14 protein-coding genes are annotated in these 12,358 nt (G+C 58.3%); 12 read left to right on the forward strand and 2 right to left on the reverse strand.

From position 1 onward, the window contains the following. Positions 1 to 167: 167 nt before the first annotated feature. From pth to VEG30_11730, 8 genes are all read left to right on the forward strand, one after another. Positions 168 to 752 (forward strand): aminoacyl-tRNA hydrolase, encoded by a 585-nt coding sequence (gene pth, locus VEG30_11695; GenBank protein ID HXZ80587.1) that lies wholly within the window; start codon positions 168 to 170, stop codon positions 750 to 752. Between the two features lie 123 nt (positions 753 to 875). Further along, on the forward strand, positions 876 to 1,310 hold the full coding sequence (rpsF, locus tag VEG30_11700) for a 30S ribosomal protein S6 (protein ID HXZ80588.1): 435 nt from the start codon (positions 876 to 878) through the stop codon (positions 1,308 to 1,310). An 80-nt stretch (positions 1,311 to 1,390) separates the two neighbouring features. Beyond that, positions 1,391 to 1,729, forward strand: a complete 339-nt coding sequence (rpsR, locus tag VEG30_11705; GenBank protein ID HXZ80589.1) for a 30S ribosomal protein S18 — start codon at positions 1,391 to 1,393, stop codon at positions 1,727 to 1,729. A 107-nt stretch (positions 1,730 to 1,836) separates the two neighbouring features. Beyond that, positions 1,837 to 2,295 (forward strand): 50S ribosomal protein L9, encoded by a 459-nt coding sequence (gene rplI / locus VEG30_11710; protein ID HXZ80590.1) that lies wholly within the window; start codon positions 1,837 to 1,839, stop codon positions 2,293 to 2,295. Between the two features lie 450 nt (positions 2,296 to 2,745). Further along, complete coding sequence (locus VEG30_11715; protein HXZ80591.1) at positions 2,746 to 3,342, forward strand: sigma-70 family RNA polymerase sigma factor; 597 nt, start codon at positions 2,746 to 2,748, stop codon at positions 3,340 to 3,342. A 22-nt stretch (positions 3,343 to 3,364) separates the two neighbouring features. Further along, positions 3,365 to 4,333 carry a HEAT repeat domain-containing protein gene (locus VEG30_11720; GenBank protein ID HXZ80592.1) on the forward strand — a complete coding sequence of 323 codons (969 nt, stop codon included), beginning with the start codon at positions 3,365 to 3,367 and terminating at the stop codon, positions 4,331 to 4,333. A gap of 144 nt (positions 4,334 to 4,477) precedes the next feature. Beyond that, positions 4,478 to 5,671, forward strand: a complete 1,194-nt coding sequence (locus VEG30_11725) for a hypothetical protein (protein HXZ80593.1) — start codon at positions 4,478 to 4,480, stop codon at positions 5,669 to 5,671. A gap of 41 nt (positions 5,672 to 5,712) precedes the next feature. Beyond that, entirely contained in the window at positions 5,713 to 6,954 is a 1,242-nt protein-coding gene (locus VEG30_11730) for a PDZ domain-containing protein (GenBank protein HXZ80594.1), read from the forward strand. A gap of 193 nt (positions 6,955 to 7,147) precedes the next feature. Here the strand turns inward: VEG30_11730 and VEG30_11735 are convergent, their stop codons facing one another. Continuing rightward, positions 7,148 to 7,585 carry a DUF5818 domain-containing protein gene (locus VEG30_11735; protein HXZ80595.1) on the reverse strand — a complete coding sequence of 146 codons (438 nt, stop codon included), beginning with the start codon at positions 7,583 to 7,585 and terminating at the stop codon, positions 7,148 to 7,150. 283 nt (positions 7,586 to 7,868) lie between these two features. Between VEG30_11735 and mtnB the strand changes: the two genes are divergently transcribed. From mtnB to VEG30_11755, 4 genes are all read left to right on the forward strand, one after another. Beyond that, positions 7,869 to 8,519, forward strand: a complete 651-nt coding sequence (mtnB, locus tag VEG30_11740; GenBank protein HXZ80596.1) for a methylthioribulose 1-phosphate dehydratase — start codon at positions 7,869 to 7,871, stop codon at positions 8,517 to 8,519. Between the two features lie 25 nt (positions 8,520 to 8,544). After that, a complete protein-coding gene (locus VEG30_11745; protein HXZ80597.1) occupies positions 8,545 to 9,096 on the forward strand; it encodes a cupin domain-containing protein in 552 nt (183 codons plus the stop codon). Between the two features lie 33 nt (positions 9,097 to 9,129). Next, positions 9,130 to 9,861, forward strand: a complete 732-nt coding sequence (gene mtnC / locus VEG30_11750) for an acireductone synthase (protein HXZ80598.1) — start codon at positions 9,130 to 9,132, stop codon at positions 9,859 to 9,861. A 438-nt stretch (positions 9,862 to 10,299) separates the two neighbouring features. Continuing rightward, positions 10,300 to 10,752: a TonB family protein gene (locus VEG30_11755; protein ID HXZ80599.1), complete on the forward strand. Its 453-nt coding sequence runs from the start codon at positions 10,300 to 10,302 to the stop codon at positions 10,750 to 10,752. 68 nt (positions 10,753 to 10,820) lie between these two features. On the opposite strand, the gene VEG30_11760 is transcribed toward VEG30_11755, so the two are convergent. Beyond that, positions 10,821 to 12,296 carry a DegQ family serine endoprotease gene (locus VEG30_11760; protein HXZ80600.1) on the reverse strand — a complete coding sequence of 492 codons (1,476 nt, stop codon included), beginning with the start codon at positions 12,294 to 12,296 and terminating at the stop codon, positions 10,821 to 10,823. Positions 12,297 to 12,358 lie beyond the last annotated feature (62 nt).

A 12,358-nucleotide genomic window follows, 5' to 3' on the forward strand; every position in this document is an offset into this window, starting at 1 on the left:
CTGCCGAGCCCGAGGTCATCAAGAAGGGCAAGCAGGAAACTGCCGAAGAGGGTGCCGCGCCTGCCGAGGGCAAGGAAGCCAAGGCCGAGAAGCCGGAGAAGGCGGAGAAAAAAGAGAAGAAGTAGCCGCCCGCTATTGGCCGTTGAGCGGTGGTTCGAGAAGGTGGCGTGAAGCTGATCGTTGGCCTTGGAAATCCGGGAATCCAATATCAGTTCACCGCCCACAATCTCGGGTTTCTCACGCTGGACCGGCTCGCAGAGCGCTGGAACATCGCTGTAGATAACCGCCAATGCCGTGCGCTTACGGGAAGGAAGAAGGTTGGTTGCGACGAAGTGCTGCTCGCTAAGCCAGAAACGTACATGAACCTGAGTGGTTTGGCGGTGCGCGAGTTGGTTCAGGAGTACGAGATCAACCCGCAGAGCGATCTGCTGGTGATCTACGACGAGCTGGATCTGCCATTCGGTTCGGTTCGGATTCGGACCAGGGGCAGTTCCGCCGGGCACAATGGGATGGTGTCGATCATCAACGCACTGGGGACGCAGGAAGTGCCCAGAGTCCGATTGGGGATCGCGCCCGATCATCCCGTAAAGGATGGCGCCGGGTACGTGCTCGCGCCGTTCAAGCGGTCGCAGTATAAAGCCGTGGATGAGCTCCTGGAGGCCGCTGCCGATGCAGCCGAGTCGGTTTTGGGCGACGGAATTCAGGCGGCCATGAACCGCTTCAACCGCAAGCCCGATGCGGAACTCGGGTAGCACTCTGTCATCCTGAGCGAGGACCGAGCATAACGACGAGGTCCGAGTCGAAGGATCTTGTGGTACTGGCGACCGACAGTGAGTCTTTTGAATTTTTGCTACAGATTTGTAATGGAGATGGTAATGAATCGTACTTACGAAGTGATGTTTATCGTCCGGCCTGACATGGCCGACGAGGATCTGGAAAAGTTGAATTCCGCGCTGGAGAACCATACTACGGGCGCAGGCGCCGCCGTTAAGCACATCGAAAAGATGGGCAAGCGGCGGCTGGCGTATCTGGTACGCGGCTTTCATGAGGGTATCTACGTCCTCTTCATCGTGGAAGGCAAGGGCGAGGTAGTGCATGAGTTGGAGCGTCGTCTGCGCGTCACCGAGCCGGTGATTAAGTTCATCACTGTGCGCGTGGATGAAGAGCACAAGCGCCTGGAGAAGATGAAGAAGCTTCGTGAGTCTCGTCGTCGTGGACAGGGAACGCACGCGGCGACGCTGGGAGCCGAGGCTCCGGTCGCCACCGCTGGTGAACCAACTGCCACGCCGGCAGCACCAGCCACCACGTAAGCAGAGATTCATCGCTCCGCCGGGAATTATTCGGTGACGGGTAGAAGTGCCCGCACCTGGAAGCGAAAAAAGGAGAAATAATGGCTGACGAAACACCACGTTCTGCTACTGGACCCGCCGCCGAAGGAGATGCGGGGCGGACAGGCCGTCCCGGAGGTCCGGGTCGGGGAGGAGCCGGAGGCCCGCGCGAACCGCGCAAGTATTTCCGGCGCAAAAAGGTGTGCAAGTTCTGCGTCGAGAAGATCGACGCCATCGACTACAAGGACTACCGCTTGCTCGGTCAATTTATCGCGGAGAGCGGAAAGATTGTGCCCCGCCGGCTGAGTGGAGTGTGTACTCCGCATCAACGGCGACTAGGTCGCGCCATCAAGCAGGCGCGCAATATCGCGCTGTTGCCGTTTGCTAGCAGCCGCCCATAGCCGGCCAGGAGAGGAAGATATTCCGGCTGTCGGACAGTTCACTTACGCGGTAACGAGCATACAAAATCAAGAGCGCAGTTTTTCCAAATTCTGATCGGAGTCATGTGATGGAAGTCATTCTGAAAGAAGACGTACCCAAGCTCGGATCGCGAGGCGAAGTTGTCAAGGTGACCGAGGGCTACGGGCGCAACTATCTGCTTCCGCGGAAGCTCGCCATCGAGGCCACGCCCGGTAATAAGAAAGTAATCGAACAGATGAAGGCTGCGGCCGTCCGCCGCCAGCAACGTGACAAGGCTGAGGCTGAGGCCTTGGCGAAGCAATTGGAACCGCTGTCCCTGACTCTCGTCCGGCGTTCAGGCGAGCACGACCAACTCTTCGGATCGGTGACTTCTTCCGACCTGGCGGCCGAGCTGGAGAAGAAGGGATTTACCATCGATCGCCGCAAGATTCATCTTGATGAACCACTGAAGACGCTTGGTGAGTTCACTGTTCCTATTCGCCTGTTCAGGGACGTGACTGCCAGGATCCGGGTTCAGGTGATCAAAGAGGAAGCGGCGGCACAATAACCGGGGCAGAGGCAGGCAGGCTCCTGCCTCGCTTTCCCATTCCGGAAAGGCTTTTCTATTTGCAAGTGCCCAGAAAATAAGTAGTTACACCAAAACTTTGTTTCTTTTAGCAAATTCTCATCCAACTCGCCTTTTATCCTTCCGTAAATTGCTCACGTCCTTGTCCTCACCCCGTCTAAGTCGTTGTGAGCCTGAGGTTAGGCTCGGAGTGCAGGTTCGAACATTCCCGGTGGAACGCGTACCAGCCCGGGGCTCCGATCAGGTAAACCGACCTGCTTGGAGTGGAGGTGAGACGCAATTATGCCGGCCGACATCATGGCGTTTCGGGTTCCCCAGCAAATCCGGCTTTGGTTTGCCGGGGTGGCGTGCACGGTTGGCGATGTCCATCAACAGCGCACCAACAACAGCGGACAGCTTGCCAATGGTCAGGCTGTTTGGTCACGGGAACGAATGGTTGGACAGTCTCAAGGCCGCGTAGACGATGCGATTCTGATTCGCGAGGCGCAGCAAGGAAATCGCGCCGCCTTCGAAGAATTGATTCGGCAATACGATCACGCAGTATTGCGGCTTGCCCTCCACCTCACTGGCTCTCCGGACGATGCCCAGGATATTTATCAGGAAGCCTTCTTAAAGGCGTACCGAAGCGTGGGCAATTTCCGCTTCGAGTGCTCGTTCTATACCTGGATTTATCGCATCGTAACCAATCTTTGTCTCGATCATCTGCGCAAACGGCAAGTGCGAAAAGAAGACTCGCCGACGGTGGTCGATCGCGAAGGTGAGGAATACGATCTGCTCGACATGGTGGCGGACAGCCGCGCTACTCATAATCCCGAGCGAGATCTGATGCGGCGCGAGCTAGGCGCGAAGATCAGCAAGGCGCTGGGCCGGCTTACCGCGCGCGAGCGCATGGTTTTCGAGCTTAAGCACTATCAGGGACTGAAGCTGCGAACCATTGGCGAGATGTTGAACACCACCGAGGAAACAGCGAAGAATACGCTGTTCCGGGCCACGCAGAAGCTGCGGGCTTCGCTGGCTGAAATGCGATGACAGAAGCGAGGAAGAAGTAGTCATGAACTGCGACTGGGTGAAGGCGAATATCCCGTTGTTTATCTACGACGAGCTCACCGATGACGCCCGTCATGAGCTGCAGCAGCATTGCGCCCGTTGCTCGGGCTGTGCCGGTGAGCTGGAGAGCGCACAAGGCTTCAAGGCTGCCATGTCGGCCGTGCCCCGGCTGGAGCCGAGCCCCAGCCTGCTGGCGGCCTCGCGCATGCGCTTGCAGGAAGCGCTGGAACAAGCCGAGCAGGATCGCGGCTGGCGACGCTGGGTATTTGACCCTACCGCTTGGCTGCGCCAGGTCCGCTTCTCGCCCGCGCTGGCTGCGATGATCCTGATGGCAGGCTTTGCCGGTGGCATCGCCACCACCTGGCAAATCGCCCGCGGCGGCAATGCCAACAACGCGGGCAACGCAACCAACGTTTTTACCCCGACTTCGAATTCTTCCGCTGTTGTTCCTTCGCAAGAAGCTTCGATTGCCGGCATTCGCGACGTCAGCCCGATTCCCGGCAGCAACAAGGTCGAGATCCGCTATGACAGCCTGGTGCCGCAGAAGGCGGAGGGCAATCTCGACGATCCCCGCATCCAGCAACTCTTGCTGTTCGCCGCTCACAGCAATATGAATTCCGGCGTCCGCATCGACTCGGTTGACGTGTTGGCAAAAAAGCCGGAGGATGCCGCCATTCGTGAAGCTCTGAAGGGTGCGTTGCGCTACGACACCAACGTGGGTGTGCGTCTAAAGGCGCTGGAAGCCTTGACCCCGTATGTGAAGGACGATGTCGGCGTCCGCGATGCCGTCCTGGAGGCTCTGTTGCACGATTCCAATCGTGGTGTGCGCACGGAAGCGCTCAATACGCTGAGGGCGGTGCGGGTCGACGGTAGTGTGCGGCAGGCGCTGGAGTATCTGGCGAACAATGACAAGGATGATTACATTCGGCGCCAGTCGCGTTCTCTGCTCGCTACCGCTCCCGAGATGAATTAGGAACCGTGGAGTGTGGCAGAGAAGGTTGTTTGCTGAGGGGTTGAGACTCGCGCCGAGAAGGTCGGGCACGATTAGGTTCGCAGAAGGCTCAGGAAGAAAGAAATTAAAAAGGGGGCCAAGTTCAGGGGGAGTTAGGAGAAAACGTTGAAGAAGAAAACACAATTCGCGGCGGTGATGGTGGCGTCGGTCTTGCTGTCCGCGCTCCCAGGACTGGCGCAGGGATCCCGGGTTTATCGGGATGGAAATTCATGGGTCGAAGAGCTGACCGGCACAATTCCGGCCAGCCGGATACTCAGGGTGAATACTGACATTGGCTCGGTACGTGTTCAGGGCAGCAGTGGTCAGAACGAAATTCGCTATACGATTCGCAAGCGCTCTAATACCTCATCGGAAGAATCAGCCCGGCGCAGTTTCGAGCAGTTTCACATTGTCGCTACCAAGCATGGGGATACGGCTCTGTTTGAAGGTAGTTCCGAGCATTCACACGGACGGCTTTCCGTTGATTTCGCATTCGAGGTGCCGCGCAATCTCGACGTTACCAAGCTCAATACCAATGGTGGCGCCATGACCGTGCGCGGTATTAATGGAAGGTTCGAAGGCGAAACCAGTGGCGGAGCAATCATGCTGGACGACATTGGCGGCAACATCAATGCGGAAACAGCAGGTGGAGCAATCGATGTAGGCACGGCCAACGGCGAATTGAGACTGCAAACCGGTGGCGGCTCCATTCGCGTCAGCAACGCCAAGGGCAGGGTGGTGGCCAGCAGCGGCGGCGGGACGATCTCCATTGGCTCCGCCGGGGGAGTGGATCTGGAGACCGGCGGTGGCAACATTGAAGTGGAATCCTGTCGCGGCGATGGCGCTAAGACGCAAACCGGCGGGGGTAGCATCCGGGTAGGAGACGTGTCGGGCCCGGTATCCATGGAAACAGGCGGAGGCAGCATCCGGCTCTCTGGCGCGAAAGGATTCGTCAAGGCACAGACCGGTGGGGGCAGCATCGAACTTGAGAAGCTGACCCAGGGCGCTCGCGCGGAAACAGGGGCGGGCAGGATTACGGCGGAATTCATCGCCAACAACACATCCGGCTATTCTGTGCTGGAGACTTCCGCCGGCGACATCATCGTTTACATCGCGCCAAATGTGAACATGTCGGTGCATGCCCAGATTCAAACTGCTTTCGGGCACAAGATTCGCTCCGATTTTCCGGAGCTGAAGATCACTTCCGAGGGTGGTGAGTACGGCCCCAAGACGATGTACGCGGAGGGGAATCTCAACGGAGGCGGACCGGGGCTGAAAGTCATGACCAATTTAGGGAACATTGAGTTTCGCAAGCGATAGAAGGTGCAAGGCAGGGGCGAATCAAATCGAAGGATAAGTAAATGCGCAAATCGGTCATGCTTACGTACCTTGCTCTGCTTCTGCTGGTGGCGATCGGGTCGGCGCAGGTGGCTCCCTCTGCACCCACGCCTCCGGCGCCTCCAACGGCTCCCACTGCCCCAGTCGCCCCCGTTGCTCCGGTGCGCCCGGTTCCTCCGGTTCCTCCTGTCCCGCCGCGTTCCGGCGAGAGTTCGCACGGGTCCTACCTGGGCGTCGACACGCGCGACGTAACCTCGGATCGCGTCGGCCCGCTGAAGCTGAGGGAAGAGGGCGGAGTAGAAATCCTAATGGTTGATCAGGACGCTCCCGCCGGCAAGGCTGGGCTCAAAGAACACGACGTGATCCTCAGTTTCAACGGGCAGAAAGTCGAAAGCGTCGAGCAGCTGAAGCGCGTGATCCGCGAAACTCCACCTGGACGAACCGTGAACCTGGGAATCAGCCGCGACGGCCAACCTATGAACATCAGCGCGCAGTTGGCGGATCGCGCCAAGCGCGCTGAAGGGCACGTTATCTACATTCCCAGAGTCGAGATTCCGCCGATGCCGGCGATGGATTTTGACGTCCCTAACATCCAGGTCCTGCAATACACGCGGCGCAACGGCCTGATGGTTGAGAACTTGACTCCGCAATTGGGCAATTATTTCGGAGCTAAAGAGGGGCACGGTGTACTGGTGCGGTCCGTTGAACAGGGAAGTCCCGCCGAAGCCGCGGGCTTCCGCGCCGGCGACGTCATCATTCGCGTCGGCAAAGAGCGCGTGGAGGACACCAGCGACTGGGGTCGCCTGATGCGCCAACAAACGCCCGGGGCCAAGGTCAGTATTGGGATTATTCGCGATCGCCGCGAGCAGAGCGTCTCCTTCACCACCCCGGAACGGAAGCGCAGCGATGCCGGCTCGTTTCCCGTGGAGTTACCTGCCGATCTCAGCCCGCAGCTTGAAGATCTCCAGGTACAGCTCGCCGAGATCGGCCCGGAGATTCGCAAACAGATCGAACTGGCTCAGCAGCAAGTCCATCGAGCAGTGAACGATCCCAAGCTCCGCCAGCAGATCGAGCAAGCCCAGCAAGAGGCGAAGCGCGAGATGGCGGCTCATCGCAAAGAAATACAGAATGCGCACAAGGAACTGCTGCGGGCGCAAAAAGACGTGCAGAAGGCTAGCGAGGAAATCCGCCGCGAGGTCGAGAAGGCTGGCGAAGAAATCCAGCGCGAGCTGGACCAGGAATTCTACTTCCAATACCAGGAATGATTTACGCAGCTTTTCCTGGCGACGTTAGCTTGTCGGTCTGGATTGGGGCCTTTGGCGCAGTATCGGTCCGAGGCACCCACAGATAACAGGCGATCAGGCTGAGGATTACGAGAATGCCCAGAATAGCAACCAGAGCTTTAGTCGACCGTTGAGTTTTTTCCACCTAACCTCACCGCAGGTTTTCTGAGAGTCCCTACGCGCCCAGTTCAATCGCCTGCAGGTGAATGATGTTGGTAGTGGAGTCGAGGCTGCCCGTCACCTTTACGGTCTTTCCTTCAAACTTGCTCGCTTTATCCTGGTCGTCGAGCTGATAAGTGACGTTGTCGGCCGTCTTGAGGACGTAGCTGTTACCGTCCCTGACCATCGTTCCGGTAAAAGTCTGGTTCGCCTGGTTCATTTGATCTTGCGAACCCGAAGTCTGCCCTTGCTGTGGCCTCGCCGGGGGCTGGTCCTGTGCTGCCTGGCCAGAGCCCTGCCCGGAAATTGTTTCGGGGATCGTCCACACAATCAGCCGCGAACTTCTTAGCTGCGGATTGACCGCATATTGCATATCTTGCTGTGCAAAGCTGGTGTGCGAAAAGAAAGCAACAGCGATGAAGAGAAGCAACAGGAAGCGCGCCTTGCGGCTCACGACTACACCTCTACGGCCGACGCAATCAGCACGAAGAGCACGCGCTTTGCCAAAGCAGACCGGCGGCATCACACTCGCAGTTTGTTATCGATAGCCTTGGGAACTAGTTTGAGAAGATATTTTCGGGCGACTTAGGCGAGAAGATTCTTCTCTCAAAGTGGTCAAAGCGAACTACAGTAAACCCTGTAGCATCTCCCAGGGCCCAGGGTTCGCACGTGAATTTCGGCTGGGCGATCCGGGTTTGCGCCGTGCTTTTCGGCGCTAACCTGGGAACTACGCACCAATGACCAACGACAACCAATTCCGTGACCCCTCGATGGTTGCCGATCCGATTCCATCTCTCATCGAAATTGGCCGCGAGTTCTACCGCCGAGGCTGGGTACTCGGCACCAGTGGGAATTTCAGCGCCAGACTTTCCGAATCGCCCTTACGCTTGACCATCACCGCCAGCGGCTTGGATAAGGGCGCTCTCTCCGCTTCCAGCTTCCTTGAGATTGACGGTCGCGGCAACGTTCTGCGCGGCTCCGGACGTCCCTCCGCCGAAACCGCTCTCCACCTGAAGATCGTCGAACAACTCGGCGCAGGCGCCGTGCTCCACACCCACTCCGTCTGGAGCACGCTCCTCTCAGACCAGTTCGCTCCGCAGGGCGGACTACCCATTGAGGGCTACGAGATGCTCAAGGGCCTGTCCGGCGTGACCACCCACGAATATCGCGAGTGGGTTCCCATCCTGGAGAACTCGCAGGATTACGCGCTGCTCTCAAAGCAGATCGAAACCCAGTTGCAGCAAAACCCTAAAATTCATGGCATGCTATTACGGAGGCACGGTCTTTACATTTGGGGTCAGGATCTGGCAGAGGCCAGGCGTCACGTCGAAATCCTCGAGTTCCTCTTCGAAGCCGTAGGGCGTATGCAATTTCCTGGGCCTGAGTAAATTCGTCGAGCAATTGAGGCGACAAATGGCGACACTCGGAATACCAGCCCAAAATCGGACTCTCACCCGTGAATCGGAAGTTCGCGATTACCTCGCTGCACTGGGAATCGAATATGAACGCTGGGACCTGAGCCGGGTTCGCTCCGACGCTCAGGCTGATGAGGTTCTGAATGCCTACTCAAAGGAAGTCCAGGATCTCAAGCAAAAAGGCGGTTACAAAACTGCCGACGTAATCGACGTCAATCCGCAAACTCCCGGCCTCGACGCCATGCTGGCCCGCTTCAATCGCGAGCATTGGCACGACGAAGATGAAGTGCGCTTCATCATCAGCGGCCGCGGCCTGTTCCACATCAGCCCGCCGCAAGGCGACGTTGTCTTCATTGAAGTTGTCCCCGGCGACATGATCCGCGTTCCCCGCGGCACTCGCCATTGGTTCAATCTCTGCTCCGACCGCCAGATTCGCGCCATTCGCTTTTTCCAGGATCCAGCCGGCTGGACTCCGCACTACACCGACAGCAGAATCGACGAGCAGTATGAACCCGTCTGCCTGGGGCCGACTTATTTGGCTGCCTCGTGAACATGACGGCTGGTTGCTGATTGCTTGTTATCCATGCCCAGGCTCTACCTGCTCGACATCGAAGGCACCGTCTCCCCGATCAGCTTTGTGTATGACGTCCTGTTCCCCTACGCGCGCGCCAGGTTGCCGGAGTTCCTAACCCACAACTGGAACCATCCTGAAATCCAATCCGAGCTTCAGTTATTGGCTAAAGAGAACCAGCGCGAGCTGGCTTCAGGAGCAGCTCCACCTGAAATTCCGCAGCATACAGGTCCGGCACTTCGCGACAACACCATCCAATCCAGCATCGCCTACTTATTCTGGCTGATGGACCGCGATCGAAAATCCACCGCCCTCAAGTCGCTTCAAGGCAAGGTCTGGGCCGAAGGATACGAGCGGGGAGAACTTCTGAGCATGGTCTTCGCCGATGTCGCGCCCGCGTTGGAGCGCTGGCACAAGCAGTCGAAAATCGCCATTTACTCCTCAGGAAGCGTCGAAGCTCAAAAGAACTTCTTCGCCCACACCAACTCTGGTGATCTCAGCCCTTTTCTTAATGGCTACTTTGATACACGAACCGGACCCAAAACCGAAATGCAGAGTTACCTCACCATCGCCGCCGCCTTCGCAGTCTCTCCCGCCGAAGTTCTTTTCATCTCCGACTCCCTCGCCGAGTTAGATGCCGCCCGCCAGGCCGCAATCAAGACTGCCCTGTCAATCCGCCCCGGAAACCCCGAGGCCGATGAAACGCAAGATCACCGGGCCATTCGTTCCTTCGACGAACTCTGAACGCGCACTGACCGCCGGGCAACATCTGAAATTATGCGAGAATCCAAGCTCATGGATCCGCAGTTCACAATTGTCACGTAGGAACGGACCTTCCGTCCGTTCCGGTCGAGCCGCAGGCTCGACAAAGCTCCGTACCCTCTCAATCCCCCCGGCGCTCATCTCTCATCGCACAGAACCCCGGCTGCTGCCGCCACTGATGGGTTACCATGTTTCGGGGTGAGTTTCCTCATGTTCGCGCCGCTGCTGCCCGCCGGCAATCGAAGGCTCCGCCTCAGCCTGGCTGCCTCCCTGGCCCTGCACTGCCTGGCTCTGGCATGGTTTCTCCGACCGGCGCCAGTCCGTTTCATAACGCCATCATCCGTCCTTGCTGGGAACTACGGCACAGCTGTAATGCTGATTTACCCTCGCCAAGGAACACCCCAGATAGCAGCCAGCCCGATGCCCCGCACCAGACCGCCAGCCCGGCTCAAATTTCCGAACACGCAGCTTGATCAAGCCTCATTGGCGCCACCGTCGAACAATCCCACACCCGAAACTGCGGACGCTGCCGCCACGGCCGCCGGCACGCCTTTCGGCTCACTTACCGATGGTCCCACCACTGGCCACGACGTTCGGCCCGCTTTGCCCGTCATTGCTCCAGACCCCGTAGTTGCGGTCTCGGATCTGCCCGCTGACCTCGAAGGCAATGTCATCGTCGAAGTCACCATCGACGCTCAGGGCAACGTTATTCGTACTCGCGTCTTGCAGGCTCTCGGACATGGAATCGAAGAGAAGGTTTTGGCAGCTCTGCGCAATTGGCACTTCTCCCCCGCCACCGAAGACGGAATCGCGATTGCCTCGCAGCATGACGTTTACTTTCATTTTGGCAGGCGGCCAGCGACAAACAGATGAGGTAAGCCTCCCGTCGCGGTCCCAGCCTGAGAGAGCCGGGACCGCGAAGCGAGAGGGTTAAGCTGATGTTAGGCCGCGACGAAGAGTGTGGTACCGCGGCGGTTCACCAGCAACAGAGGTTCCTTGCCGGCCTTGCGCACCGCCTCCTGGAACTCGGAGACGTTCTTCACAGACTGGCGATTCACCTCCTGAATCACATCGCCTTTGCGGAGCCCGGAATCGGCTGCCGGACTGGACGGGCTGATATCCGTCACCACCACGCCCCTGGTCTCCGCTGGCAGTCCCAGTTGTTCCGCTGTACGTGGAGTAAGGTTGGCAACCTGCACTCCTTCCAGCACGCCTCCCAGGCCGCCATTTTGACTGTTCTCCTTCGCCTGCTGCGTCGGCATCTCGGCGAGTTTTACGGTCACGTCACGCGCATTGCCGTTCCGCAGGGTTTGCAGGTTTACTTCTGATCCAGGCTGCATCATGGAAATTCCCATGCGCAGCTGATTGCTATCGCTGATCGGCTTGCCATTCACAGACAAAAGGATGTCTCCACGCTGCAGGCCTGCTTCTTGCGCCGGGCTTCCCGGGCTTACATCGCTGATCACAACTCCCTTGGCTTCTTTTTCACCGAAAGCTTTGGCGATTGGCGGTGTTACATCCTGGGGCACGATTCCCAGGTATGCCCGCGTCACTTTTCCATTCTTTAGGATCTGATCCATCACCTCGCGAGCCAGGTTGATCGGCACCGCGAACCCAATGCCCTGACTTCCGCCTGAGCCTCCCGTCAGGATCGCGGTATTGATTCCGACCAGCTCCCCACGATCATTGATCAGTGCTCCGCCGGAATTGCCGGGGTTGATCGGCGCATCGGTCTGGATGAAGTCTTCATAGTCTTCAATTCCCAGGCCGCCGCGTCCGGTAGCACTGATAATTCCCATGGTGACGGTCTGCCCCACTCCGAAAGGATTTCCCACCGCTAGCGCATAATCGCCAACTTGCACTTTGCTGGAATCGCCGATCGTGATCGCCGGCAATTTGTTTCCGTCGTCGATCTTGAGCACGGCAACGTCGGTTTTGGGATCGGTGCCCACGACCCTGGCTTTCACTTCGCGCTTGTCGGACAGCGTCACTCGCACATCGGTTGCGCCATCAACCACGTGGTTATTCGTGAGCACATATCCTTCCGGGCTCACAATCACTCCCGAACCCAGGCTCTTCTCGCGGCGCTCGCGCGGAATGTTGAACCGGTCGCCGAAATCATCCCCGAAGAACTGCCGGAAAAATGGGTCCATGGGGATTTGCGAAGACTGCGCCGGAGTCTTCACCACTTTGGAGGACGAAATGTTAACCACCGTCGGCAGCACAGCCTTCACCACGGGAGCAAAGCTGGTCTTGCTCAGCCCCTCGTTGGGATCGGCCAGCTTCAAAGTGGCGGGAGGGTTATTGCTAAAGAGCTTTTGGCTGGCCCGGGCTGCTTCCAGTCCGGCCAGGCTTAGAACCAAAACTAAAGCCAGCACGCCTGGCTTGGATTTCACCCAAGAGCGGATCTGATTCATGCTTCTTCCTTTGCAAGCGTCGCCCGGCTACCCTCTCGCGGCCGCTTAGGCCAGGCCGCGCA

Source organism: Terriglobales bacterium (assembly GCA_035624455.1).
GTDB lineage: Bacteria > Acidobacteriota > Terriglobia > Terriglobales > Acidobacteriaceae > DASPRM01.

Coding starts and splice junctions, on each gene's coding strand:
- VEG30_11745 (HXZ80597.1), top strand. CDS start 8,545: ATGGCGACACTCGGAATACCAGCCCAAAATCGGACTCTCACCCGTGAA.
- rpsR (HXZ80589.1), top strand. CDS start 1,391: ATGGCTGACGAAACACCACGTTCTGCTACTGGACCCGCCGCCGAAGGA.
- VEG30_11760 (HXZ80600.1), bottom strand. CDS start 12,296: ATGAATCAGATCCGCTCTTGGGTGAAATCCAAGCCAGGCGTGCTGGCT.
- VEG30_11715 (HXZ80591.1), top strand. CDS start 2,746: ATGGTTGGACAGTCTCAAGGCCGCGTAGACGATGCGATTCTGATTCGC.
- mtnB (HXZ80596.1), top strand. CDS start 7,869: ATGACCAACGACAACCAATTCCGTGACCCCTCGATGGTTGCCGATCCG.
- VEG30_11720 (HXZ80592.1), top strand. CDS start 3,365: ATGAACTGCGACTGGGTGAAGGCGAATATCCCGTTGTTTATCTACGAC.
- mtnC (HXZ80598.1), top strand. CDS start 9,130: ATGCCCAGGCTCTACCTGCTCGACATCGAAGGCACCGTCTCCCCGATC.
- VEG30_11730 (HXZ80594.1), top strand. CDS start 5,713: ATGCGCAAATCGGTCATGCTTACGTACCTTGCTCTGCTTCTGCTGGTG.
- rpsF (HXZ80588.1), top strand. CDS start 876: ATGAATCGTACTTACGAAGTGATGTTTATCGTCCGGCCTGACATGGCC.
- VEG30_11755 (HXZ80599.1), top strand. CDS start 10,300: ATGCCCCGCACCAGACCGCCAGCCCGGCTCAAATTTCCGAACACGCAG.
- rplI (HXZ80590.1), top strand. CDS start 1,837: ATGGAAGTCATTCTGAAAGAAGACGTACCCAAGCTCGGATCGCGAGGC.